The sequence below is a fragment of the Nocardia sp. NBC_01503 genome, from assembly GCF_036327755.1.
Classification (GTDB): Bacteria; Actinomycetota; Actinomycetes; order Mycobacteriales; family Mycobacteriaceae; genus Nocardia.
This window is the reverse complement of sequence record NZ_CP109596.1, coordinates 6,160,538-6,184,551: the sequence shown is the minus strand read 5'-3', so window position 1 is coordinate 6,184,551 and position 24,014 is coordinate 6,160,538. Positions and strand designations below refer to the sequence as shown.

Below are 24,014 nucleotides of genomic sequence, written 5' to 3'. Positions count from 1 at the left end.
CGACCGCTCAGCCGTTGCCGTAGACCCGATCCGGAATGACGAGTACGACCGCGCGCCGATCCTCCGCCATGACCCGGTCGTACTCGTCCCAATCATCGTGGGTGCCACCGGCCGCGGTGAATACCGCGCGCAGCAGCACCCGCAGGTGTTCGCCGTCGATACCGGAGACCGGATCGTCCGGGCCGACAATCCATACCGACCCCTCGACGGTGACCCACTGCCATCCGACCCGAACGACAACCGTCATTCGCGGATCGGCCCGCAAATTCGCCAATTTGCGAGTACCACCCCGAACCACCATGCCCACCACATTTTCGCCGCTCACAGGGTGCTTCAGCACACCCGCGTTGACGACCGACGACTGAATCGTGCCATCCGGCCGCAGCGTGGAGGCAATACAGAGCCCATGATCCCCGGCGATGAGCCGTTCGAAATCCGCGAGTTCGCTCACGAACGAAGTGTACGCACGCGGGCACGGAGCCCGGCGTTACAGGTGTGCGGTGTGGGGTTCGGCACGCTTGATTCGAATTGGGGCGCAAGTACATTCGAAGGCGGGTTGGGTCTTTCGAATGGAGTGATTCACTTATGCGTCATACGTTGACGATCGGGTTCGGGATGATCGGTCTGGCCGCTGCCGCGGGTGCGGTACTCGCGCCATCGGCCGCCGCACAGGATTTGGCCGAGGGGGTCGGGTGCGCCGGGTTCACCTGCCACAACGACACCGATGACACGTATCGAGTCGAGGCTACGGTGTTGTGTTCGAACGGGGTTCGGATTCCGATTACGCGGTATCTCGCACCGCACGGGCGGGAGATACCGGTATCGGCGCTGTGTCCGATGATCACCGAGCCGGGACACTGGGTGCAGCAGCCGCCGGTCATGGATTCGGATGGATGGAAAACGCAGCCGCCCACGTTCGAGCCGGGGCCGACGCGGCCGAATCCGGTGGTGAGCGTGGACTATCAGAGTGCGGTGGTGGATAACGACCCGCAGCCGGCCCCGAGCGGTTCCGGCGCGTAGGCAATCAGCGAAAGATATTGTCCCAGTGGCGATCCAGGCGCTGTTTTGCTTCGGGAAGTGCGGCCACGGTCCATTTCCCGGGCTCGGGCTCGATGAGTAGGTCCAAATCGCGCAGGGCGTGCAGGCCAGCACCGGCTTCGAAGTCGAAGGTGGTCTGCCAGCGGGTCCGGAACCAGGATTCGATGCGCTGATCGAGTTCGGCGGTGGTGAGGGGGCCGGTGGCGCCGCGGAGGAAGTGGTAGGTAAGCAGGGTTTGTTTCACCTCCGACTCCTCCGCGGCGTCCAGCAGGTGGTGGAAGACTCCGGCGTCATTGTCCAGATTGCGGAAGTACAGGTGTTCGGAGAGCGTCTTCATCAGCTGGATCTTGCGGTTCTTGAATTTGGAGAACTGGCGTACCAGGTAGCCGCCGAAGGCGGCCAGGCCCGCGCCGAGGCTCACCAGGGCGGTCTGATCCAGGGTCACCGATTCGTCGCGCAGGCCGAGCCAGAATGCCAGCAGGAGCACCAGAACGCCCAGCGAGGCAACGAGTTTGGTGACCAGGACGACGATTCCGGAGACCACGGCGGGGACGCCGATCAGGAGTTTGTCCAATGCCCGCATGCGCACGTGAACGCTGGGGTACAGCATCTCGAGGTCGTTTCTCGGCACGTTCTGGAAGAGCTTGAGCAGGACACCGCCATTGGGATGAGCGGCATTCTCGTCGTTGTGCCCGGTGAAGGCGACGTACACCAGAACCTTCGAGTAGCTGGTGAATTCGATCGTGCGCCGTCGTAATCCGTACAGCCACTTCACTTCCTCCGTGCGCTGGGACACCCCGCGCCGGAAGAACATCGCCGTATCGATATTCTCGTCGTCCACCTCGAGCCGCACCTTCACCAGCGAGTGTTCGGCGAAGGCGTGCCGCATCTCGGCGGCGTCGATCCGCGTGAAGTCCGCGTCCTCGGCCAATGCGATGAGCTCTTGCTCGACAACCCGCCGAGCGTTCGCCCGATCCCGCTGTGTCGCAGCCCGAATCGTGCGCTCATCCTCCGCGGGGTCGACCAGCTGATACGCATCCAGCACCGCATCCCCGCGCCCGTGATACCGGTGGTGCACCAGTGCGGCCAGCATCCGCGCGAACTCCAGAAACGACGCTCGCTCGCTCTCGGGCAACTCCGCCGCGCACAGCGCTGTCACCGCGCTCTTACGAAACGGCAGAAAGTGTTCGGTCTCCATCGGCAGCTCCTATCGGCGGGCGGGCCCGTCGGAGATCACCTTAGGGGGCCATACCGGAAACCCCTGGAGGGGAATGCCTTCCGATAGCGATCAGGCCGACCGTTCCCACCGTCGGGTGGCAACCTCGACTGCTCCGAGGTCGCCACCCGTCAGGACCGTAGGACGATCAGACTGCGGGCCAGTCGTTCTCGGTCTCGGCGACCTTGTTGACGTAGTTGGTCAGGGTCTGCAGTGCGACCAGCGCGACGATCTCGAGCAGCTGCTCCTCGGTCCATCCGGCGGCGAGCGCGGCGCTCGGGTCGGCCTTGCCGCGGCTCTCGGTCAGCTCACGTGCGAAGCCGACGGCCGCGGCCTCCTTGGCATCGTCGGAGGCGCCGGCCTTGGCGGCCTCGATTTCGGCATCGGAGAGCTCTGCGACCCGCTTGCCGGTGAAGGTATGCGCCGCAACGCAGTACCCGCAGTCATTGGCCGCGCCGACCGCCAGCGCGATGCGCTCGGAGGTCGGGCCGGGTAGTGCGCCGCGCTTCAACGCACCCGACAGGCCCAGGTAGCCCTCCAGGACTGCGGGCGCGTTGGCCATCACCTTGGTCATATTCGGCACGCGACCCATGCGCTTGCGCACCTCGTCCAGCAGCGGGGCGTCCTCGACGGTCTTGATCATGACAACAGCCTTTCCAGTGGAACTTCCGATTTCCGTGGTGCTTACAGTCGATTCAACGACGCCGCGGAGCACGATCCGGGCACTGAACGCGCCACGGTGCGGACCGTCGACGCCAAAGCATTCAGGTGGAAGTAATCCGGCTGTCAGGACCGCGCCATTCCGTCGCGATATTCGGCCGTGCCGGTTGCTGGACGGTTACTATTGAGAATAGATCATCCGTTCCAACGACGTGAATCGTCCATTGTTCGGGTGTCCGCCGTCAGACAGGAGAACACCTCATGCTCGGTCTAGGGATTCTCGGCTGGATCATTATCGGTGGTCTCGCCGGGTGGATTGCCAGCAAATTGATGAAGACCGATGCTCAGCAGGGCATTGTGCTGAATATCGTGGTCGGTGTTGTCGGTGGTTTGCTGGGCGGATTCCTGCTCAAAGTTCTCGGCGTGGATGTCAATGGCGGTGGCTTGTGGTTCAGCTTCTTCACCTGCCTGGGTGGCGCGGTTATCCTGCTGTTCCTCGTCGGGCGTTTCGCCCGGCGCTGATCGAATGGTCCTCGCGCGCGCGGTGATGCTCGATACGCACCACCGCCGCGCCTGTGACCAGGCATAACACACTGGCCAGGACGCCGATCAACGACCAGCCGTCGAAACCGGTACCGGTGGCGGTGAGGGTTGATCCGAGGACGAGAATTCCGAAGAACAGCAGCGCGAGCCCGGGGCCGTTGACGGTATCGAGAATGGACTCTCCGGTGGGCGTCCCGGTGGTCTCGCGAAAGCCTGCATGGTGACTCATCGAGGGGTTCTCCTTCGGCTGGTCGTTCTCCCCAACCCCTCCGGGATGCCCGACCACACTCGCCCCAAACGGGACAGTTCGCGCCGATCAGCGTGTCGTCGAAGTGTCGCCCCGAGTAATCCATGCGACAAGATCGGATTCGACTTCCTCGCGATTGATTTCATTCAGAATTTCATGCCGTGCGCCCGGATATACGCGATAGGTGAGGTCGGTCAGCCCGGCGGTACGGTAGCGCTCAACCAGCAGATCACTCAGGCGCAGACCATCATTGAGCGGATCGCGATCACCGACCATGAGATAAAGCGGCAGATCGGTCGGTACCGTCGTCGGCTTCGAAAGTCGTTGTGCGGCAACCTCTGCCAGCAGACCCATATTGGCGGCATCGATCTCGAAACCGCACCAGGGATGCGCGATATAGGCATCCACCTGCGCTTCATCGCGGCTGAGCCAGTCCGAGGGCGTGCGGGTGGGCTGGAACCCCGCATTGAACAGACCGAGAAGATCACCGTTCGCGGCGGCGATATTGTCGAAGAGCCCGTCCACCGCTGTGCTGCCGCACAAGACCACATCGTCGACCAGCGCGGAATCGTCCAGAATGTACTGCTGGACGGCGAATGATCCGAGGCTGTGGCCGAACAACACGAGCGGGATCCCGGGATGCCTCTCGCGTAGCAGCCCGGTGAGGATGACCAGGTCCTGGACCAGCAGATTCCAGCCGTTCACACCGAGGTCACCGGGTGTCGCGGACATGCTGTGCCCGTGCCCGCGATGATCATTGGCGTACACCGCGTAGCCGTGCTCGGTGAGCCGCTCGGCGAGGTGTCCGTAGCGCGCGGCGTACTCCCCCATCCCGTGCGCGATTTGGACCATGCCGACCGGTTCGCCGGTCGGCAACCATTCGCGCACATGGATATCCACGCCATCGCTACTGGTGAAGGTGAACACGGGCGACTCCTGGAACTCGGTCGGGTCGCCGACGATCGTCGCATCGGAGCGGCAGGATTCCCATGGGTGCGCCGACAACATCGCAGGTCGCCGGTTGTTCTCCGGGACAAATACACCAGCTGTACGCTGGTCGGATGCCGCGTACGACCCCACCCGAAGCGATCATCGAGGTGGCCGACGCCCTACTCGGGCGAATCGATGATCTCGGGCTCGCGCTCGCGCATCGATTCCAACGAGAACTGGAGTCGTACCGCAATGCCGCCCAGGTCCCGTTCGACTCCATCCGCACCTCGTGCACCCGCAACCTGACCCTGATGATCCGCCACTTCACCTCGGCGAATCCGGTCGATCCCGAACCTCCGAAGGAAACCGGCCGCCTGCGCGCTCAGCAGGGTGTGCCGCTGGCCGAGACCCTGCACGCCTTCCGCATCGGATTCGAATTCCTCTGGTCCGAACTGGTTTCCGAGGCCCGCGGGCATCCCGATGTCACCGATGCGATGCTCGTGGCGGTGGCCGCGGAGGTGTGGGCACTCTCCGGGGAATACGCGGTCGCGGTGGCGAACGCCTACCGCGAGATGTCCTCCGAACTCCTACTGCAACGCGAACACGAACGCTCGGTCCTGGTCGAGGCCCTCTTCACCGGCGTGATCGCCGATCCGAGCACACTGGGTGAGACGACCCGCATCCTGGGCCTCCCCGCGACCGGCAGATACCTGGTAGCCGCCGCCGATGTCCCCGCCCCGGGCCGAGAAGCCCTGCCCGGCATCGAATCCGGGCTGCGCGCCCTGCGGATCACCTCCGCCTGGCGGCTACTCCCCGATCAGCAGATCGGCGTCCTGGCGGTACCCACCGACCGCGAACCAGCGGTACTCAGAACCCTCCGCAAACACCGCACCCGGGTAGGTATCAGCCCACCCTATGAATCTCTGCCGGAGACCCCGCAGGCCCTGCACTTCGCCCGTCTGGCCTTGACCGGTCTGCGCGGACGCGCCACGGGCGTAGCACGTTTCGACGACAATCCCCTGGCCATGCTGATCGCCGCCGCCCCCGTCGAGGCCGCCCGCATGGTCCACGTCCAACTGGGTCCGATCCTGGAGCTCCCCTACGAGGAACGGAACCGGCTGCTCGAAACCCTCCGGACCTGGTACGCCGCAAACGGTTCGGCCGCCGAGACCGGTCGCCGTCTGTACCTGCACCCCAATACCGTCCGCTACCGTCTGCGCCGAATCGAAGAGCTGACCGCCCGCACCCTCACCGATCCGGCGGCGGTCACCGAACTCGGCACCGCCCTGCAAGCGCACTCGCTCCTGGACTGATCCCGGACGGCCGCACGAAATATCGTGCGGCCGTTCACCATAACGCTCAGCGCTGGGTCGCCTGGAGAATCAGATCCGCGACGGCTTGCGGCTGTGCGACGGCAACCGCATGCGAGGCGGCCACCTCGACGGTGGTCGCACCGGCCCGATCGGCCATGAAACGGTGCGCCTCGATCGGAATGTTGTAGTCCTCGGTGGCCAGCAGCGCGTAGGACGGAATGCTCTTCCAGGCGGCCGCGGTGGCCGCTTCCGCGAGGGCCGCGACGGCTACCGGTCGCTGAGTCGCCGCCATCCGGCGGGCGGCATCGGCCGGGACATCGGCGGCGAACTGCTTGTGGAACAGCTCCTGCTGGATGTAGAGCTCGGTGCCCGCGCTGCCATCGGCAAGTGGATACGATCCGGGCCGGGTGGTGGGTCCCAGCGTCGAGCCGGGGAATTTACCACTCAACTCCAGGGCGCTCTCGCCGATCTCGGGAATGAACGCGGCGATGTACACCAGCGCCTGGACATTCGAATTGCCCTCGGCGGCAACGGTGATGACGCTGCCGCCGTACGAATGTCCGACCAGCACGATCGGACCTTCGATCCCGCTGAGCACCGAGGCGATGTACGCGGCGTCACCGGTCAGGCTCCGCAGCGGGTTGGCCGCGGCGATCACGGTCTGCCCCTGCGCCTGCAACCGATCCACCACGCCGTTCCAGCTGGACGAGTCGGCGAACGCGCCGTGTACGAGTACGACGGTCATGCCAGCGCCTCCTTGAGCACCGCGACAGCCTGCGCGACAGCGGCTTTGGCGGCATGGGTGTCATGCATGGAGTTCACCATCACGAAGTCGTGGATGATCGCGCCGTACCGCACCTGGGTCACCGGTACTCCCGCCGCGCGCAGCTTGCCCGCGTACGCCTCGCCCTCATCGCGCAGCACATCGGCCTGACCCGTGATGACCAGGGCGGGTGGGAGTCCGGCGAGCTGTGCGATGGTGGCTCGCAGCGGTGAGGCGGTGATCTGGGCGCGGTCCTCAACATCGGTGGTGTACTGATCCCAGAACCACTTCATGCCCTCTCGGGTCAGGAAGTAGCCCTCGGCGAACTCCAGATAGGACGGAGTATCGAAGTTGGCGTCGGTCACCGGGTAGAACAGCACCTGCTGCCGGAAGCTGACATCGCCGCGCTCCTTGGCCATCAGGGTGAGTGCGATGGCCATATTGCCGCCGACGGAGTCCCCGGCGATCGCGATGCGGGTGGGGTCCAGACCCTTGTCCGCGCCATTGCCGTTGACCCACTGGGCAACTCGATAGGACTGCTCGTTGGCGACCGGGTAGCGCACCTCGGGTGAGCGGTCGTACTCCGGGAACACCACGGCCGCGCCGGTGCCGACCGCGAGATCGCGGACCAGGCGGTCATGGGTGTGCGCGTCGCCGAAGACCCAGCCCGCGCCGTGCGTGTAGATGATCACCGGCAGTGCTCCGGTGCTGCCGACCGGCTTCACGATGCGCACCCGCACCGATCCGGTGGGTCCGCCCGGCACGGTGATCCACTCCTCGTCGATCTCCGGCTTGAAGATGGGGGAATCCTGCACGCCGTCAACGGCTTTGCGGCCTTCTTCGGGGCTGAGCTGATAGAGGAACGGCGGCTGCGAGGTGGCGTCCACGAACTCCTGTGCCGCGGGTTCGAGCGAGATTCCGAGCGGGTTTCCGGTCATCGAGATTCCTTTCCCTACATCGATCGGATAGCCAATCCAGTCTGCTCGGCGGGCCACCGCCCGCGCCCCTCGCTGCGGGCCGTAATTCCCCCCGATCAGGACACCGCGAGGGTGGGCGGCCCGTAGTCCACGCCCGTGGATCGGAAGCGCTGCTGATACTTCCGGGGCGAAATGCCCAGTCGCGCAACGAATGCGCGGCGCATGGCCTCACTGCTGCCATATCCGGCGGCCATGGCCGCCTCGGTGACGCTGTAGCCCGCGTGCAGTTTGTCCCGCGCCAGGCCGAAGCGGATGAAGGCCACGTACTCGGCGGGTGAGTTCTCCAGTTCGGCGCGGAACAGGCGGGTCAGATGCCGCACGCTCACCCGCGCGTATGCGGCGAGTGATCGCACCGTATGCGGATGGGCCGGATCGGCGCAGATCAGGTCGGCGACCGCGCGCACCAGCGGACTGCGTGGCGCGGCACCGTGCAGTGAAGCCGAGAACTGCGACTGACCGCCCGCGCGCTGCATGTACACGACCAGCGATTGCGCCACCGCGCGAGCGTTATCCGCGCCGTGATCCTCCTCCACGAGCGCCAGCGCGAGATCCACCCCGGCCGCGACACCCGCCGAACTGTAGGTGGTTCCATCGCGCACGAAGATGGCATCCGGATCCACCCGAATCTTCGGATACCGCGCGGCCAGGTCGCGGGTGAACTTCCAATGCGTGGTGGCACGGCGACCGTCGAGCATTCCGAGTTCGGCGAGTGCGAAGGTGCCGCTGCAGATGGAGGCCAGTCGCCGGGAATCGGCCGCGAGCCGCCGCACCGCCTCGAGCAACTCGGGTGTCACGAATTTGGCCGGAGGTAGCTCACTGCCCGGAATCACCACCGTATCGAACGGCCCGGCCTCGGCGGCGGCACCCGCGACCACCACGCTCGCACCGATCGAGGTCTGCACATCTCGCCCGTCCGCCGAGACCAGCACCACCTCATAGGCGTCCACCGATTGGTTGGCCTCCACGAAAACCTCCGCGGGACCGACGAAGTCGAGCATCTTCACGCCGTCGAAGACCAGTATCCCGATTCGCCGACGCACCTTGACCGCTTTATTGGAGGACACGTCCACCATTATTCTGGAGGCACGGCTCCAGAATCAAGTGGTGTGACACACAGCAACTCCGCAGCGGCATTGGTAGGTTGAGCGAATGGGACGCGCACGACGGTTCGACGAATCGAACCTCCTCGCTGCCGCGACAGAGCTGTTCTGGTCCAACGGATACGACAACACCTCGGTGGAGGACGTCTCCGTCGCCACCGGCGTCGGCAACGGCAGCATCTACGCGGCATACGGCAATAAGAAGGGCCTGTTCCTCGCCGCGTTCGATCGCTACTGCGAGGCCAGAGCCCAATTCGTGCGCACCACCATCGAATCCGCCCCCGGCACGGCCCGCACCGCCGTCCGCACCCTCCTGAAAGCCGTTGTCGACGACTGCGCCGCCCAACCCCACCGCCGCGGCTGCCTCATGATCAACAGCGTCGCCCACCTCGCCACCCGCATCCCCGAGGTCGCGACCACCGCGGCCCGCACCACGGCCGCCATGGAATCCGCGGTAGCCACCCGCCTGCGCCCCGCAGCACGGGACCTCACCGAAGCCGAGCTGTCCGCCCTCAGCGCGAACATCGTCCTGGTATCCCAGGGCCTCATCCAACTCAGCCGCCTGAACACCCCGCCCGCCCGCCTCGCCGCAACCGCGGAAGTCACCTGCGCCAGCCTGCCCGCCTGGGCGGACCGGTAACCGCCGTCCCGCTCCGAGTGTTGAATTCCGGGGCGGGCGTTTCGGATTCGCCCATGGATACGGGATGAGAACGGGGAGAGCTAGTCGGTCACTCGGCGAGAAGGCGTTTGGGGTGCATACCGTCCACCTGCCCGATGAAGGGTGGGTGGATGCTGTAGCCGAGCATGCGGCGGATGTCCTCGTCGACCGTGCGGGCTATATCGTGCGGGGTGGAGAGGGTGAAGGCTTCCTGTGGGCGCAGCCAGGGTTCGCAGTACTGGGCGGTGACGGCCAGGCGGGCGGCGGTGGAGCGGTTGGGGCCACCGCCGTGCCAGAGGGTGCCGAGGAAGAAGACGCAGGAGCCGGCGGACATGATTACCGGGCGGCGGCCCGAATCTCCCTGCGGGAGTTCATCACCCCAGTCCTGGCTGCCGGGGACGATTTCGGTCGCGCCGTTGGTTTCGGTGAAATCGTCGATGGCCCAGATGGTTGCGGCGCTGAGCGCTCGACGGGGGCGCGGCAGCGGGTAGAAGCCGTCATCGGTGTGCAGCATCTGGGCGGATTCGCCGGGCAGGATATTGATGACCTGCAGCATGGAGAGCAGGTAGTTGGGCATGAGGAGACGGTCGAGCAGGGCCAGTACCCGCGGATGGGCGGCCAGGCGGTCGCAGCTGCGGGTCTTGTTCAGCACACTGTAGATGCGCTGGGTGGCATGGCCCTCGAAATTGTTGCGGCCCTTGAGATTCAGCAGCGGATCGGTGTCGTCTCGAATCGCTTGCAGCTCGTGCGCCGTAATCAGATCAGGGAGGATCACGTAGCCGTCCCGCAACAGTGCGGCCAGGTCGGCGTCGACCAGTGCCGAATCCACCGTGCTCCCGCTGCTTTCGGTCCGGCGATAGGTTCCGGCCAGGTCACCGGCGAGATCGGTCACGGATGAGACTTCAGCGCTCATGGCGCACCTCCGATTTAACATAACTGAATTCTGTTATGCTTCGGAGCATGGCACGGGCTCCCCACGGTCGTCAACAACTACTCGATGCCGCTCGCGCGGAGCTGGTCGCGACCAATGGCGTGGTCGATCTCAACGCACTCAAACGGCGATCCGGGCTGAGCACCGGTGCGCTCTACCACCACTTCGGCTCCAAAGCCGGTCTGCTGGTGGCGATTTACGAGGAGTTCCACGCCGGGCTGGTCGCCGCCATCGCCGATGAGACCATCGCGGGCGAACACGGCTGGGCGGCCCGCGAACGCGCGCGTACCCGCAATTTCGTGGCCTATCACCTCGCCGATCCGCTGTCGGAGCTGTTGCTCGGCCGCATCAGCACCGAACCGGAGGTCGCCGAGGTGGAAGCCGCCACCCTCGAGCGCATTATCGAATCCGCGGGCCGCAATATCCGCTCCGGCCAGGAATCGGGCGAACTGGATGCGAGCATCGATCCGGACCTCGCCGGCGCATGTGTCATGGGCGCGCTCCGGCACGGCATGGCCGAACAACTCCGCCGCCACCCCCGCCCCTCCATCGATCAAGCGACAGCGGGGCTTTGGCGATTCATCGCCGCCGCGGTCGGCGTCAGTCCAGCTGCCACACCAGCGCCATGGTGAATGGATGGCCGCGCAGCTCCGCCCATTTCGGCTTGCGTGTCAGCCACTCGTCATCCACCAGCGCCTCGGTGACCTCGGTCAGCCGCCATCCGGCCGCGATACCGGCCGTGATATGTTCACCGAACAGGTGCAGGTGCGTACTGATCGCAAGTGGCTCACCGAATTCGGGCGTGTAATGCGTGGGCATACCCGTCACCATCATGAACTGTGGGTGATAGGCCACCAGGACGAATGTCGCACCGCGGGCGGCCAATCGGCCCGCCTCGGTATAGAACGGGGCCAGCTCCGGCAGGTGCTCGTCGATCAGCGAGGAGATCACCACATCGTATGCGCCGCTTGGCAATCCGGTATCACGGACATCGGCCTGGGTCAGGGTGGTGTGCGCGCCGCGAGCCCGGGCGCGTTCGAGCATTCCGGCGCTGAGGTCGACCCCGTCGATATGGGTGAGACCGTGCGCGCGCAACCAACCGCCGGTGCGGCCGGTGCCGCAGCCCAGATCGGCGGCGCGCCCGTGCCAGCGCACCCGAACGCGCTCGAGTAGCGCGTAATCCATCTCGTCCATGACGGTCTGCTCGTAGGTCGGGGCCCAGCCGTCGTATCCGGTGGCCACATCGACGGTTCGGTAGTTGCGGCGGTCGAAATCGGCGAAGGTCGGCATAGCGGCAGTATTCCGCGCCGAAGCCGTATCGGGCCAAGTATTTTCGGCTGGCCGCGCCGAAACCCGGTGAAGCGCGGCGATAGCGCCTAACCTGGGGTTTGTTTCAACTCGACCAAAACGGGAATGGCTGCAGTGCCCAACTGTCCAGTTGCAGCCGTCTGGCGCAGAACGCAGGAGCAACCCAGCGTGAGCAGGAAAGCAACAACCACCCATCTCGAACCCGAGCTCGATCAGAATTCCGTCAAGGCGGTCAGCGGCGCCGATGCCTGCTGGCCCGAACCAAGTCCATTGGCTTCCTGGTGGGAGGGGGTCATGTTCGACGACACCGAACCCCACCGAATCACCCGCGATATAGCCTGAGGATCGGCTCGATCCGACTGCCGCACAAGCGAACTTGTCGGTGGGCGGGAATACGCTCGATAAGTAGATTCTGATTTGCCTATCAGCGTAAAGAGTTGATCTTCATGACTGTATTCGCCGTTTATGGGGCCACCGGTCATACCGGTCGCCTGGTCACCGCCGACCTTCTCGCCCGGGGTCGGGATGTCATTGTCTCCGGGCGAGATTCCGGTGCGCTGGCCGCGCTCGGACAGGCGCGCGTCATGCCCGCGGGGCTCGATGATCCCGCCGCACTGCGCGCGCTCGCCGAGGCCGCCGATGTGCTCATTCACTGTGCGGGACCCTTCACCACCACCGGACTGCCCGTTGCCACGGCCGCGGTCGAGGGGGGTTGCCACTATGTCGATCATGCCGTCGAGGTGCATTTTGTGAAGCGGCTGTTCGATACGTTTCCCGAGCGCGCACAGCGGGCCGGGGTCACCATGCTGCCGAGTGTGAGTTTCTATGGCGGACTGGGCGATTTACTCGCCGGTGCGGTGGCCCGGGACATATCCGAAATCGACCGAATTACCGTGGCTTACGCCGTCCACAATTGGATGATGACGCACGGCGCGGTGGAGACCGCACGGTTGCTTTTCTCAGATACCGACCGGATCGGATATTTCGACGGGAAGCAACAGTACGGATTCGTGGAGCCGCGCCAGGCGATATTCGCCTTCCCGCCCCCGGTCGGTCCGCGGCCGATGATCGCGCCGGTGCCGTTCCCGGAGGCCGTCACGGTCCCCCGGCATACCCGGACCAAGGCAGTCGAGGCACAGCTCACCGCCGCGACCTTCGCCGAGGATCAGGCGTTCACCAGTGAGCAGGTCGATGCCGATGCGCGGGCGGAGAGCGAATTCACCATTACCGCACAGGTTCTCGCCGCCGCCGGCTCGGCGGCCGGGCATCTGCGCGGCCGGGATCTATGGCGCGCCGCGGCACTGGCATCCGTCGAGGCCGCCGTCCGGCTGGCCGGAGGCGTGGCGAAGAGCGGAGTGCACAGTCCCGCAGAGGCTTTCGACGCCACCGAATTCCTGACCGCGCTCGCCGACCGCGGCGCGTTCACCCTCGAACTGCCGAAGAAGGCGTGAGGAGAACAGCGATGGAACCCATTCTCGTCACCGGTGCGGCCGGTGGTAGTCAGGGCGGTACCGGTCGCACGGTCGCGGAGACGCTGCTGCGTGCGGGCCTGCCGGTGCGCGCCTTCGTGCATAGCGATGACGCCCGCACCGCCGAACTGAAGGATCTCGGCGCCGAGGTGGTCCGCGGGGATCTGCGCGAGATCAGCTCGGTGCTACCCGCGGTGCAGGGTGTGCGCCGCGCGTACTTCACCTACCCGGTCACCGCCGGAATGCTCGACGCCACAGCCGTTTTCGCGGCAGCGGCGCGCGAGGCCGACCTACATCGCGTGGTCGCGGTCTCGCAGCTCGGATCCGCCCATAACGCCGGAACGCCGCATATGCGCAGGCACTGGGTGGCCGAACAGGTCCTCGATCGCGCCGAGATCGGCGCCGTACACCTGCGTGCGGCGGTCTTCTTCGAGAATCTGCGGGTGGCGATCGGTGCCAGCGACGTTCTCGCGCTACCGCTCGGCTCACCGGACACGGTGCTGCCCTTGATCGCCGCCGATGATGTGGCGGGCGTGGGAGCCGGTGTCCTGCGCACCGATGATCCGGTGGATTCGGTGCTCTGGCTGGCGGGCGAGATCATGACCGTGGGCGCGGCGGCCGAGCACTTCGGCGTCCGCTATGCGCATGTGGACGCCGAGGAGTGGGCCGAGACCGCGATCTCCCGATATCGCGATCCGGTGGCGGTCGACCACCTGACCCACCTGTGGACCATGTTCGCCGCCATCGGCTCGGGTCATGAACTCTTCCGGGTGACCGAATCGATCGAGCATTACACCGGTCGACCGCCAATCACCCTGCGCGACTACCTATCCCGCGATTGACGAGCTAGGCCGCCTTACGATCCGGGCCCGCCCCGGCGCCGGGATCGTCGAACATCGCGCGGTGCATCGCACACCGATGCGCCGGTCCCGGCTTACAGAAGGCAGGATCCAGTCGCTGCACGAAGGTGAGGTTGTCACGCCGCCAGCAATCCATACAAACCGGCTCGTCCATGGCGTCCTCCTAGGTCTTTCGAAAGGCCTGCGATTCGGGGGTTCCCCCGCGCACCACCTCTCACTCCCGACGTATCCATCCGCTCATCACGAAGCCGCCATATTGTTACCGCGCACACCGATTCAGCCGTTCGCGGTCGGATTGCGGTGCCTGCCACCACCTTGGGGGCCGAGCGATATGAGAGTCATGATGGCGATTCCGATCTGGATATGCCGATCCAATGATTGTGCGGTCTCGAGCCGAATTGGGCGACCGATACAGAAAGATCGTCGCGGCCGCCCGACCGCGGCTAGCTGACACCTACCTTTCGGATGAGTGCGGCCGCACCCGGGCCGGTCAGGGCGTCGAGGCGGGCGGTGCGGCCCGAAGCGAGCAGCAGCAGGTCGGCGATCGGGGCTTCGACGAGCGTGCCCGCGCCCGCTGACCAGTCGGTATCGGTCGCGGTGAGATGGAAACCGGCGAGGCGCTGTTCGGAGTGGAACAGCCACTTGGTGCTCCACACCCGTTCCATCGCCAGACGGGCTGCCGCCGTGGGCATTTCGATTCGCACGCCGAGCGGGATCGCGATGTCCTGGATATGGACGAGCACATCCATCAGGCGATCGGCCGGCGTGGTGCCCGGTGCGGTGGTGCGCAGCCCGATCGTGGCACGCAGCTCCTGCAGCAGTTGCCGGGAGCTCCGGCTCTCGGCATGCCGGATTCCGGTATCCCGAGCGAAGCGGGTGATGCTGCCGCGCGCCCGGATCAGATTGATCAGCAGTGAACCGAGAGTCGGATTGCTGGAGAGCACGACGTGGGCGACCACATCGCGGATGCGCCACTCCGCGCAGAGCGAATCGCGATCCCAATCCTGCTCGGAGAGTGATTCGAGCAGTTCCACCAGGGTTACGCGCTCGGCGGAGACGGCCCGCCAGATATCGTCGGAGGTCATAGCCATTGGGGTGAATTCCTTTCGCTTCGGCGCTAGTACCGTAGGAACTCCACCCGGGTGGAGGTTCAAGGAATAGTGACCCACGACACACTTCGCGGATTGGTGAGCATCGGGGAGCTGGCGCAGCTCACCGGCGTTCCGGTGCGCACCATCCGGTTCTACTGCGACAACGGGGTTTTGGAGTCGGTGCGCAGCTCCGGCGGGCATCGCATGTTCGACAGCGGGCGGGCAGCCGAACGGCTGCTACTGGTGCGGCGGTTGCGCACCCTCGGGGTGGGGTTGCCCGCGATCGGCGCGGTGCTGACCGGTGAGCAATCGCTCGCCGATGCCGTGGCGGCCGAGCGGGCGGCGGTGGATGTCGAACTCGATGGATTGGCCTGGCGGCGAGCCTGTCTGCGCGCCATCGAGAACGCCGATCCGGCCGAGCGGGCCGCACGTCTGGAATTACTCGCGAATGTGCAGAGCGGTGCGTCCGCGTACGAGACGCTGGTGGGGTTCTGGCGACGGGTGCTCACACCGGTGCCGTCGGAGTTGTTCGACGGGTTTCTGGATATGAATGTGCCGGGGCGACTCCATGATCCGACGCCGGAGCAGGTCGTGGCCTACGCCGAGTTGGTGACACTGGTCATCGACCGGCAGTTCGGCCTGGTCGTGTCACAACAGCTCTGGCGCGCCGACCCGTATCGGATTCCGGATCGAGCGGGTTTGATCGCCGGGGTGGGCGAGGCGTGCGGAATGGCGGAGACCGCCATCGCCGCGGGCGTGGCGCCCTCCCCCGGTCCGGAGCTGGATCGATTCGTGGGCGCGCATGCCGCCGCGCGTGCCACCCGCGATACACCCGGGTTCCGTGCACGACTCGCCACCGGCTGCCCTGACACGGACCCGCGCACTCGGCGGTATTGGCAGCGAGCGGGCGAGATCATGGGCGCCTCGACCACCGCCGGCGCGGGTCAGCGCTGGTTGTTCGACGCACTCGCCCGGACAACGAGCGAACCGACCCCCGGCACGCGTTGACGCCGACCCGAGACGCTTTGACACACGCGGCGGCCGGGCACGCAGATCAGGCCGCCACGGCGCGCCGGAGTTGGCGCAGCACGGTATGGGGATCCGCGACATCGACCACGAGCCGGGTGAAATCGGCCCCCGCCAAATCGATCCGCACACCCTGCCCACCGAAGTGCGTATCCCAGAATTCCTTCCGCCCCTTACCTCGGAAGGTTCCGGCCGCGATCACGCCCGGAAAGAAGGTGCCGGGGGCCCGGACCCACGGCGGCCGCAGATCCACTTCGGCCGGGCCCACCGCCGTGACCTGCGATAGATCGAACGTAAGCCGCTCGCGCAGCGCCAATACCCGATGCGCTCCGGTCACGTGCACGGTCACGGTTGTCCCCGCGATCTCCAACTCGACCATCGCGCACCTCCACTCGCACCGACGAACTTCCGCCCTCCACAGTGCCGCGCGATTCTGGTCATAGGCTGAGCGTCGCCTACGAGATCTCTCAGATTCGCGCCGATACTGTGGCAGCCGTGATCGCGAACAGGAGGGTTCGGTGGGCCGCGGTGGCCGGGGCGGTCGCGGTGCTGCTCGCGGGCTGCGCGAGCGAGCCGAGTTCCGGTGAGACCGATATCGACGCACCACGGCGGATGCGCGCGGTGGAGCGGCTGCTGGAGCGATACGACCATGGGACGGGGCTCTGGGAGAACGATGCGAGTACATGGCAGAGCGCCAACGCACTGAACTCGTTGATCGATTACATGCGCGGGACCGGGGATCGCCGATATCTCGGGTATGTCGAGTGGACCTACGCGCACGGCGAGGTGGCTCGCACCGGTCTACCTCGGACGACCGGATACAACGATGACGAATTGTGGTGGGCGCTGGCCTGGATCAATGCGTTCGACCTCACCGGGCAGGAGCGCTATCTCACCGCGGCGCGGACGATCGTGGACGGGCTCGACGAGCAGCGGGCGTCATTCTGCGGTGGTGGAATGCCTTGGGCGCGTGTGGGAGTGGATCCGCAGCTGCGGCCGTGGCGGCAGGTGAACTCGATCACCAATGCGCTGTATCTCAGTGCGACAGCGCAACTCGGCGTCCGGGTCGAGGCCGCGGATCGGTCGCGGTATCGCGCGCACGCCACCGCTACCTGGGACTGGTTCGCCAGGGGAGCCGGAGGCGCGCTGGTGGACTCCGCCGGGGTGCTGAACGACCATCTCGACCAGTACGAGAACACCTGCGTGCTGGTCGACGAGAACACCCGCTGGACCTATGGGCAGGGCGAGATGCTCACGGGAATCGTTGCGCTGTACCGGCTTACGGGCAATGCTCAGCTACTGGGGATCGCCGATCGGATCGCCGCGACCACGACTCGTGAGGGGTCGCCGTTCATTCGGGACGGGATTCTCGACGAGCCGAGCGCCACCGGCTGCCCGGGTTCGTCCTGCCACGATGCCGAGATCTATCGGGGTGTCTTCGTGCGCGGCTACCGGGACCTGTTGCGGACCGGTCGATCGCAGGTCGCGTCGGTCGATTTCCTCACCCGCCAGGCGAACTCGCTGCGCGATACCAACGGCGAGTACGGATTCCGCTGGCAGGGTGTACCGCAGGCGGATGATCACCCCAACTTCGCCACCCAGGCGGCGGCCTTGGACGCACTCAACGCCCCGCACCGGACGACCCCGTAGCACGCCCGCAAAGCCGACGCAGCACGTCGAACATCGTGCCGCTCAGCGGGAACCGCTTCCGGACTGGACGGCATCCAACACCGCGACATCCGCAGTGGCAAGGGGCGTTGGAATTTCGGCGTGAGGGTCTTTGGTCCTCAATTAGTCCCATACCAGGCACTTCGGACTCGACTCGGCGCCGGTGTGAGCTACTGTCGTACCCGAACGCACGATGCCCACCGCAATATTTCTGCGGTGGGCATCGTGTATGTACTGTGTGCCGCATTCGCTGTTGTGGCGCACAGCCGCCGACGTCCGACCTGCGATCGGGCGCCAGCGGATCTCGGGTAGCCCGTCGGCGGCGGTGTACTTCCTTGGAAGTGTGCCCAGCATCGTCGCCGACGGGTCCGGTCAGCGCTACCTTAGCGCGGCAGCGGCGATTTCGGTGGAATCGTTCCGTGCGTCGCTACCCCTCGCGCTGTGGACGACGCGTTAACGTGAATGTCGCTGGTCTATTGTTCCGCCTCCCGACAACCCCTCACCCGGTGCGGTCGACAACGAGGATTCCCGGTAGACCGACGGGGTGGGACGTGGAAAGGACACTTTTGTTCACCAGTCACCGCTTGGCCGCTACCGTCGCTGTTTTCGGCGTTCTGCTCGTCGCACCCCCGCTGATCACCCACGGTGCGGCACTACCCGTTCCCGCTCCGCAGGCGACGATGAATTGTCAGGAATCGGGGTCGGTGTCGTGGGCTGCCCCTGGAATAGGCACCGCGCCCGCGACCATCGAATGGAATGCCGGAATCGACTTCACCAACTGCACCGGATCGGCAGTCGATCAAGGACATTCGACACCGGTGCGCCTGGCCGAGAAGGGAACCGAACTCGTATCCTGCGACGGCGACGTCTCGGTCCACACCGGTACCGGCGAAATCACCTGGTCGGACGGTTCCACCAGCCAGATCTCCGCCGGGGTGAACGTACAGAGCAAATCCGCCGGTGCGGGCCACGGCACCTTCCCGATCACCATTCTCACGGGCAACTACGTCGGTCATCCGGTAACGGACGACAACACGGTGACTCCGTCGGGCCAATCGTGTCCAGGTCTCACCAAAGCCACGCTCACCGGCACGCTGTCCATATTCTGATCGACCCTCGCACCACTCGGTATGAGCAGAGCTTCGCGCAGACCGATCAGCGAACCAGTGTGGCTGGTCAACCCCCGAATGCTGCCGAACAGCATGACGGGGTTGTGGTCGCCCCACCGCAGCGCACCACTCGCGGGCGCTGACGCCGAACCGATCACCGCCGGGGAGGCCGAGCACGACAGGTTCTTCGGCATCCGACGCGTCTCAGCCGATCCCGCCACCCTGTGGCGGACGGCTTTGACGCGCGGCCTGCCGCAGCTCACCGCCCGACTCGCCGCACAGACCCCACCCGTGCACGAACCGGATCTCCTCGCCGGCTTAGCTGCCGCGGCACCCCCGGAGCTCATCCGATCCCTGACACCATCGCCCACCGCACCGACCGACATCCCCTGGACCGCGCTGGACTGGTGGGTGCAGGGGCACCGTCTCTTCGCGGTCCTGACCCAGATGACCACGGTGGCACTGCATCACGCCTGCCTGCACGAACACCTGGGTATCCCGAGCGCCGCCAGCGCGGGCCTCGATATCGCCGCGGCGCTGTTCCATTCCAGCGCAGCGGTATTGCGCATCACCGCGAACTTCGGCCCCACGCTCTACGCGGAGCAGATACGACCGCTGATGGCACCGCCCCATGTCTCGCCGGGATTCAGCGGACTGCTGTCGGCGGATCATCGGGCGTTGGTCGCGGCGCTGCGGCAATGCCGACATGGCATGGACAATCCTTCGACGCGCTCCGGGGTCGCGCGTCTGCGGGCCGCGCTCACGGCGGTATACGCGTCACACGAAGGCGTCTGCGAACGCTTCGTCGGTGACACCGCACCCAGCCTCCGCACGGTGGCGAGCCCCCGCGGTTCCGCAGCGGTCATCGTGTTGCACGAGCTCGGACAACGGCGGATCGGGCTGCTCCCACCGGGTGCGCCCTCACTCGCCGACGTCGGCGCTGCGGCTGATCTGATCCCAGGCGGCGGCGACATGCTCGAACCTGGTAGCCGTACCGCCGATCGCCAGACGAAGCGTGAACGCGCCGCGAATCACGGTGTGGGACAGATAGATCCGACCGGAGGCGTTGAGCGATTCGAGCAACCGCTGATTGGGTTCATCGGCCCCACGAAGCCGGAAACAGACCAGTGACAGCCGATGCGGAGCGATCAGCTCGAAGCGTTCGTCCGCACTCACCCATGCGGCGAATTCCTGTGCCAGCGCGACACTGTGCCGTAGATGCGCCCGCAATCCCTCGACCCCGTAGCAGCGAATAACCGCCCAGAGTTTGAGCGCGCGGAACCGTCGCCCCAAGGGCACCTGCCAGTCCCGGTAGTCGACCACCGCACCCGCGTCGGTCGCGGTATTGCGCAGATACTCCGGCAGCACCGACAGCGCGCCCACCAATGCCTCCCGGTCGGCGATATAGCAAGCGTCGCAGTCGAATGCGGTGAGCAGCCACTTATGCGGGTTGGTCGCATAGGAATCGGCGTAGGCGCCCACCCCTTGATGAATCCACCGAAACTCCGGGCACACCGCGGCCACCCCGGCATAGGCCGCGTCCACATGCAGCCACACCCCGAATTCCTGGCAGATCCGACCGATCGACTCGACCGGATCGACCGCACCCGTGGAGGTGGTGCCCACCGTGGCCATCACCATGACCGGGATAATGCCCTGCGCCACATCATTTTTCATCGACTCTCGCAGCAGGTCCGGATCCATCGACAGGTCCGGACGGGTTTCGATGAACCGGATCGACGATGCGCCGAGACCGGTGATGCGCACGCCCTTCTCCAGCGCGGAGTTCGCCTGCGTCGAGGTGTACACCGCATAGCGACCGCGCTCGACACCGTCACGGGCGACCTCACCGCCCGAGATCCGGTGTAGCGCAGCCACCAACGCCACGAGTATCGCGCTCGATGCCGAGTCCTGGATGACACCGCCACCGGTGCCCGCGAACGTGAATTTCTCCGGCAACGCCAACATCCCGGCGAGCCAATCGAGTACATGCTGTTCCAACTCGGTACACGCCGGACTGGTCTGCCACAGCATCCCCTGCACGCTCAGCCCGGAGGCGAGCAGCTCCGCGAGCACCGCCGGACCGGACGTGCTGGTCGGAAAGTAGGCGAAGAATCCAGGATGCTGCCAATGCGTCAGTGCCGGAACCACAATCGTGTCGAGATCGGCGAGTACAGCATCGAAGGACTCACCGGCCTGCGGCGGTGCGGGCGGCAACTGCTCGCGCACCCACCCCGGTGACACCGGGGATCGCACCGGCAAGGACTCCACCCGCCCCCAGTAATCCGCGATCCAATCCACCGCGGCCCTGCCGTGACGGCGAAACTCCTCGGCGGTCATGTGAACGGGCACAGGTGTTTCGGCCATCGGCGGTCGGGTCACGGCGCTGCGGGCGGCCGCTGGCCCGTTCTCCTTCTTGTCGTCGGTGCGCGGATGCGGTGAGCAGTTACCGAGATACGAACGAACACGAGATGCGGAGCGGTTGAGCAGCGACGATCCTATCCCCCGCTCGCGGCGCCGAGCCCGCGAGCGCGCCGATCGCGGGCCTGACATGCCAGAATTCGCGGGTGCGCATTCCCTCGATCGATGTTGCCGTGGGCAGTGATACCGGCAGACGCTATTCGGCCAACTTCGATGTCAGCTATCTGCGTGAGCGTCCACTGCTGGCCGTGCTGGCCGACGGTATGGGAGGCGGGCCGGGCAGCGCGGCCGCGGGGCGGACAGCGGTCGAGCTCTTTGTCGATCACCTCGGTCGCGCACCGGAACCCGGACCGGATACGCTGCGCGACGCGGTGGCCGAGGCACATGAGCGGGTGGGTCGAATCGGTCAGGAATTGCGGGATCTGGCCGGGTGCACGCTGACCGCCATTGTCGCTGCGCCACAGGGCTATTGGCTCGTGCAGATCGGCGACTCACGGGTCTACCGGTTGCGGGCCGGGCTGCTCGAACTCTTGACGACCGACCACACCATGGCCTGGCTCGGGGCCGTACACGGTTGGTATTCCTTCGACTCCGCGCAGGCCGCGGCCGCACGGTATCAGCTGACCCGCTATATCGGACACGGCGGCGCACCGGAACCGGACGTATTCCAGGTGACCATGAGACCGGGCGACCGCTACCTGATGTGCACCGACGGTGTATCCGATCAGATCGGCTACGACGAGCTGCGGGTCTTCCTCGGTCGCAATGCCACTGCGCGGTCCATCGTCGGTGAGATCCTGGCCGCCTGCGATGCGGCCGGCGGAATCGACAACGCCACCGCCATCGTGCTCGGCGTCGACTGATCACCATCGGTGAACAGCGTTCACTTTCGTGATGTCCAGCACTTGCGGTGCGGTCACTTCGTAGAATTCCTATGCTATTCGGGCTCGGCTGGGTATGAACTAGGCGAAACATGCTTAAAGCGCAAGGAGATCGACGATCATGCATGCTCAGAACCTGAGTGCATCCGCCCCCGAGACGGATACCGAGCTGGAATCCGCCATCGCGCTGGTGCGGACGAAAGCCCCCGAGACCCGGTTCGGCCGGTTGTCCGCTCGGCGGCCTGCCAACGGCGGCAAGTACATTCAGGTCAATCGAGTCGACGCCGCCGGCCTGGTACTGCCGAGTGGCTGGACCTTCCTGGTCGATACAGCGAAGGAGACCGTGGTCAGGACCGCGGTCGATCCGGAGAACTTCGACCCCAAATACGCTGTGCGCCACGGTATGGCGTGCTGATCGAAGTCCGGGGAGGTTCATCTCCGAACGGCCACACCGAGCTTCCGGTCCGACTCCGCCGCTAGCGCTCCTCACCCCGAAGCTCAGTGTGGGATGAGGCTCGCCGGGCGCGGGGCGGGACGGGAGGTCAGGTGGGCCTCGATCACCGCCGCGAGCGGTAATCCGCCGTAGATGTCGAATCCACCGCCCGCACCGGCGATCAGCATGTCGGTCGCGGTGCGCAGGCGATGGAACAGCGGTGGTTCGGCCAGGCTGAAATCAGACACTTGACCATTCTGGCCGCCGAATCCGCCGGCGGCCGCAGGATCAGGTCAGCGGGCCTGGCGGCCTACGGCATTGAGGTGGGTCAACGCCTGGGCGTACGAGGTGAGCAGGCCGGTCTCGGCGTAGGGAATGCCTCTGGCGGCGCAGAATTCGATGACGATGGGCTGGGCGAGGCGCAGGTTGGGGCGGGGCATGGAGGGGAAGAGATGGTGTTCGATCTGGTAGTTGAGGCCGCCGAGGGCGGTGTCGGTGACGAAACTGCCCCGGACATTGCGGGAGGACAGGACCTGACGGCGCAGGAAGTCGGTGTTGTCCCCTTCGGGGAAGACTTCCATACCTTTGTGATTGGGGGCGAAGGTGCAGCCCATGTAGAAGCCGAACAGGCCCTGTTGCAGGGCGATGAAGACCAGGGCCTTGGCCGGTGACAGAACCAGCAGGACCGTGGCGAGGTAGCCGGCGGCGTGCGCGGCCAGCAGCGCGCCTTCCCAGAAGCGGTGTCGCAGTGGCCATTTCACCACCGCGCGGACGCTGGAGAAGTGCAGGCTGCCCGCCTCCAGGAACAGCATCGGGAAGAACAGCCACGCCTGGTAGCGGAAGATGAAGCGGCGCAGGCCCTTACCGGCCACCGCGCGGGCTCCCGAGTGCGCCAGGACGCCCGAGACATCGGGATCCGCGCCCTCGGTGTTGGGGTGGGCGTGATGGCGGTTGTGGTTGCTCGTCCACCAGCCGATGCTCAGTCCGGTGGCGAGATTGCCCGCGATCAAACCGTATACATAGTTCGCATGGCGCTTACCGAAGATCTGCCGGTGCCCGGCGTCATGCCCCAGGAACGCGAGCTGGGAGAAGACCGCCGCCAAGAATACCGCGACGGCCAATACCCACCACGAGTCACCGATCGCCACCAGCGCGGCCCAGCCACCCACGAAGGCGGCTCCGGTCAAGGCACTTCGCCACGCGTACGAGCGCAGGCGTCGGTCCAGCAAACCCGCCTGGCGCACCCGCCGCATCAACACCGCGTACTCACTGCCGCGTATCGGTGCGGAATCACGCACCACCGGCACCCGACTCTGCACTATCGACGCAGACCTGCGCTGCGTCATCTCTATCACCACGGGCTCTGCACATC

At 65.8% G+C, this 24,014-nt stretch carries 29 protein-coding genes; 13 read left to right on the top strand and 16 right to left on the bottom strand.

The window, feature by feature from the left end; all coding sequences use genetic code 11:
* Positions 1–7 precede the first annotated feature (7 nt).
* On the bottom strand, positions 8–451 hold the full coding sequence (locus OHB26_RS28215) for a TIGR03618 family F420-dependent PPOX class oxidoreductase (protein WP_330180285.1): 444 nt from the start codon (positions 449–451) through the stop codon (positions 8–10).
* 134 nt (positions 452–585) lie between these two features.
* Between OHB26_RS28215 and OHB26_RS28210 the strand changes: the two genes are divergently transcribed.
* On the top strand, positions 586–1,020 hold the full coding sequence (locus OHB26_RS28210; protein WP_330180284.1) for a hypothetical protein: 435 nt from the start codon (positions 586–588) through the stop codon (positions 1,018–1,020).
* Between the two features lie 4 nt (positions 1,021–1,024).
* Here the strand turns inward: OHB26_RS28210 and OHB26_RS28205 are convergent, their stop codons facing one another.
* Complete coding sequence (locus tag OHB26_RS28205) at positions 1,025–2,236, bottom strand: TMEM143 family protein (protein WP_330180283.1); 1,212 nt, start codon at positions 2,234–2,236, stop codon at positions 1,025–1,027.
* Positions 2,237–2,402: 166 nt separating this feature from the next.
* The gene (locus OHB26_RS28200) at positions 2,403–2,897 is read right to left on the bottom strand and encodes a carboxymuconolactone decarboxylase family protein (protein ID WP_330180282.1); all 495 of its coding nucleotides are present in this window, start codon (positions 2,895–2,897) and stop codon (positions 2,403–2,405) included.
* A 278-nt stretch (positions 2,898–3,175) separates the two neighbouring features.
* Between OHB26_RS28200 and OHB26_RS28195 the strand changes: the two genes are divergently transcribed.
* Positions 3,176–3,436 (top strand): GlsB/YeaQ/YmgE family stress response membrane protein, encoded by a 261-nt coding sequence (locus tag OHB26_RS28195; RefSeq protein ID WP_330180281.1) that lies wholly within the window; start codon positions 3,176–3,178, stop codon positions 3,434–3,436.
* Here OHB26_RS28195 and OHB26_RS28190 read toward each other — a convergent pair.
* Together OHB26_RS28190 and OHB26_RS28185 are read right to left on the bottom strand one after the other, a co-directional pair.
* Complete coding sequence (locus OHB26_RS28190) at positions 3,396–3,686, bottom strand: hypothetical protein (RefSeq protein ID WP_330180280.1); 291 nt, start codon at positions 3,684–3,686, stop codon at positions 3,396–3,398. The genes OHB26_RS28195 and OHB26_RS28190 overlap by 41 nt on opposite strands.
* An 87-nt stretch (positions 3,687–3,773) precedes the next feature.
* The gene (locus tag OHB26_RS28185; protein WP_330180279.1) at positions 3,774–4,631 is read right to left on the bottom strand and encodes an alpha/beta hydrolase; all 858 of its coding nucleotides are present in this window, start codon (positions 4,629–4,631) and stop codon (positions 3,774–3,776) included.
* Between the two features lie 134 nt (positions 4,632–4,765).
* Between OHB26_RS28185 and OHB26_RS28180 the strand changes: the two genes are divergently transcribed.
* Positions 4,766–5,947, top strand: a complete 1,182-nt coding sequence (locus OHB26_RS28180) for a PucR family transcriptional regulator (protein ID WP_330180278.1) — start codon at positions 4,766–4,768, stop codon at positions 5,945–5,947.
* Positions 5,948–5,993: 46 nt separating this feature from the next.
* Here the strand turns inward: OHB26_RS28180 and OHB26_RS28175 are convergent, their stop codons facing one another.
* The 3 genes from OHB26_RS28175 to OHB26_RS28165 form a co-directional block, all read right to left on the bottom strand.
* A complete protein-coding gene (locus OHB26_RS28175) occupies positions 5,994–6,692 on the bottom strand; it encodes an alpha/beta hydrolase (RefSeq protein WP_330180277.1) in 699 nt (232 codons plus the stop codon).
* Positions 6,689–7,648 (bottom strand): alpha/beta hydrolase, encoded by a 960-nt coding sequence (locus OHB26_RS28170; RefSeq protein WP_330180276.1) that lies wholly within the window; start codon positions 7,646–7,648, stop codon positions 6,689–6,691. The genes OHB26_RS28175 and OHB26_RS28170 overlap by 4 nt, the downstream gene beginning before the upstream one ends.
* A 95-nt stretch (positions 7,649–7,743) precedes the next feature.
* Positions 7,744–8,751: a GlxA family transcriptional regulator gene (locus tag OHB26_RS28165; protein WP_330180275.1), complete on the bottom strand. Its 1,008-nt coding sequence runs from the start codon at positions 8,749–8,751 to the stop codon at positions 7,744–7,746.
* An 85-nt stretch (positions 8,752–8,836) separates the two neighbouring features.
* On the opposite strand from OHB26_RS28165, the gene OHB26_RS28160 reads away from it, so the two are divergent.
* Positions 8,837–9,427, top strand: a complete 591-nt coding sequence (locus tag OHB26_RS28160; protein WP_330180274.1) for a TetR/AcrR family transcriptional regulator — start codon at positions 8,837–8,839, stop codon at positions 9,425–9,427.
* 88 nt (positions 9,428–9,515) lie between these two features.
* Here the strand turns inward: OHB26_RS28160 and OHB26_RS28155 are convergent, their stop codons facing one another.
* A complete protein-coding gene (locus OHB26_RS28155; RefSeq protein ID WP_330180273.1) occupies positions 9,516–10,358 on the bottom strand; it encodes a phytanoyl-CoA dioxygenase family protein in 843 nt (280 codons plus the stop codon).
* A 47-nt stretch (positions 10,359–10,405) separates the two neighbouring features.
* On the opposite strand from OHB26_RS28155, the gene OHB26_RS28150 reads away from it, so the two are divergent.
* Positions 10,406–11,008 carry a TetR/AcrR family transcriptional regulator gene (locus OHB26_RS28150; protein WP_330180272.1) on the top strand — a complete coding sequence of 201 codons (603 nt, stop codon included), beginning with the start codon at positions 10,406–10,408 and terminating at the stop codon, positions 11,006–11,008.
* Here OHB26_RS28150 and OHB26_RS28145 read toward each other — a convergent pair.
* Positions 10,977–11,666: a class I SAM-dependent DNA methyltransferase gene (locus OHB26_RS28145; protein WP_330180271.1), complete on the bottom strand. Its 690-nt coding sequence runs from the start codon at positions 11,664–11,666 to the stop codon at positions 10,977–10,979. The genes OHB26_RS28150 and OHB26_RS28145 overlap by 32 nt on opposite strands.
* A gap of 186 nt (positions 11,667–11,852) precedes the next feature.
* Between OHB26_RS28145 and OHB26_RS28140 the strand changes: the two genes are divergently transcribed.
* The 3 genes from OHB26_RS28140 (at position 11,853) to OHB26_RS28130 (ending at position 13,995) form a co-directional block, all read left to right on the top strand.
* Positions 11,853–12,026, top strand: a complete 174-nt coding sequence (locus OHB26_RS28140; RefSeq protein ID WP_330180270.1) for a hypothetical protein — start codon at positions 11,853–11,855, stop codon at positions 12,024–12,026.
* Positions 12,027–12,130: 104 nt separating this feature from the next.
* Positions 12,131–13,135, top strand: coding sequence for a saccharopine dehydrogenase NADP-binding domain-containing protein (locus tag OHB26_RS28135; protein ID WP_330180269.1), 1,005 nt, complete (start codon positions 12,131–12,133; stop codon positions 13,133–13,135).
* Positions 13,136–13,146: 11 nt separating this feature from the next.
* On the top strand, positions 13,147–13,995 hold the full coding sequence (locus OHB26_RS28130) for an NAD(P)H-binding protein (protein ID WP_330180268.1): 849 nt from the start codon (positions 13,147–13,149) through the stop codon (positions 13,993–13,995).
* A gap of 4 nt (positions 13,996–13,999) precedes the next feature.
* Here the strand turns inward: OHB26_RS28130 and OHB26_RS28125 are convergent, their stop codons facing one another.
* Both OHB26_RS28125 and OHB26_RS28120 read right to left on the bottom strand, forming a co-directional pair.
* Complete coding sequence (locus OHB26_RS28125) at positions 14,000–14,167, bottom strand: hypothetical protein (protein ID WP_330180267.1); 168 nt, start codon at positions 14,165–14,167, stop codon at positions 14,000–14,002.
* A 289-nt stretch (positions 14,168–14,456) separates the two neighbouring features.
* On the bottom strand, positions 14,457–15,104 hold the full coding sequence (locus tag OHB26_RS28120; protein WP_330180266.1) for a maleylpyruvate isomerase family mycothiol-dependent enzyme: 648 nt from the start codon (positions 15,102–15,104) through the stop codon (positions 14,457–14,459).
* A gap of 96 nt (positions 15,105–15,200) precedes the next feature.
* Between OHB26_RS28120 and OHB26_RS28115 the strand changes: the two genes are divergently transcribed.
* Positions 15,201–16,112 carry a MerR family transcriptional regulator gene (locus OHB26_RS28115; RefSeq protein WP_330180265.1) on the top strand — a complete coding sequence of 304 codons (912 nt, stop codon included), beginning with the start codon at positions 15,201–15,203 and terminating at the stop codon, positions 16,110–16,112.
* Positions 16,113–16,158: 46 nt separating this feature from the next.
* On the opposite strand, the gene OHB26_RS28110 is transcribed toward OHB26_RS28115, so the two are convergent.
* A complete protein-coding gene (locus OHB26_RS28110; protein WP_330180264.1) occupies positions 16,159–16,509 on the bottom strand; it encodes a hypothetical protein in 351 nt (116 codons plus the stop codon).
* A gap of 116 nt (positions 16,510–16,625) precedes the next feature.
* Here OHB26_RS28110 and OHB26_RS28105 point away from each other — a divergent pair, with 116 nt between their 5' ends.
* Together OHB26_RS28105 and OHB26_RS28100 are read left to right on the top strand one after the other, a co-directional pair.
* Positions 16,626–17,780 carry a glycoside hydrolase family 76 protein gene (locus OHB26_RS28105; protein ID WP_330180263.1) on the top strand — a complete coding sequence of 385 codons (1,155 nt, stop codon included), beginning with the start codon at positions 16,626–16,628 and terminating at the stop codon, positions 17,778–17,780.
* A 722-nt stretch (positions 17,781–18,502) separates the two neighbouring features.
* On the top strand, positions 18,503–18,907 hold the full coding sequence (locus OHB26_RS28100; protein WP_330180262.1) for a hypothetical protein: 405 nt from the start codon (positions 18,503–18,505) through the stop codon (positions 18,905–18,907).
* A 921-nt stretch (positions 18,908–19,828) separates the two neighbouring features.
* Here OHB26_RS28100 and OHB26_RS28095 read toward each other — a convergent pair.
* Complete coding sequence (locus OHB26_RS28095) at positions 19,829–21,274, bottom strand: aminotransferase class V-fold PLP-dependent enzyme (protein ID WP_330180261.1); 1,446 nt, start codon at positions 21,272–21,274, stop codon at positions 19,829–19,831.
* Between the two features lie 200 nt (positions 21,275–21,474).
* Here OHB26_RS28095 and OHB26_RS28090 point away from each other — a divergent pair, with 200 nt between their 5' ends.
* Both OHB26_RS28090 and OHB26_RS28085 read left to right on the top strand, forming a co-directional pair.
* The gene (locus OHB26_RS28090) at positions 21,475–22,191 is read left to right on the top strand and encodes a PP2C family protein-serine/threonine phosphatase (protein WP_330180260.1); all 717 of its coding nucleotides are present in this window, start codon (positions 21,475–21,477) and stop codon (positions 22,189–22,191) included.
* Positions 22,192–22,330: 139 nt separating this feature from the next.
* On the top strand, positions 22,331–22,624 hold the full coding sequence (locus OHB26_RS28085) for a hypothetical protein (protein ID WP_330180259.1): 294 nt from the start codon (positions 22,331–22,333) through the stop codon (positions 22,622–22,624).
* Between the two features lie 83 nt (positions 22,625–22,707).
* Here the strand turns inward: OHB26_RS28085 and OHB26_RS28080 are convergent, their stop codons facing one another.
* Together OHB26_RS28080 and OHB26_RS28075 are read right to left on the bottom strand one after the other, a co-directional pair.
* Positions 22,708–22,890 (bottom strand): hypothetical protein, encoded by a 183-nt coding sequence (locus tag OHB26_RS28080; protein WP_330180258.1) that lies wholly within the window; start codon positions 22,888–22,890, stop codon positions 22,708–22,710.
* Between the two features lie 45 nt (positions 22,891–22,935).
* Positions 22,936–23,988: a fatty acid desaturase family protein gene (locus tag OHB26_RS28075; RefSeq protein ID WP_330180257.1), complete on the bottom strand. Its 1,053-nt coding sequence runs from the start codon at positions 23,986–23,988 to the stop codon at positions 22,936–22,938.
* Positions 23,989–24,014: the final 26 nt, after the last annotated feature.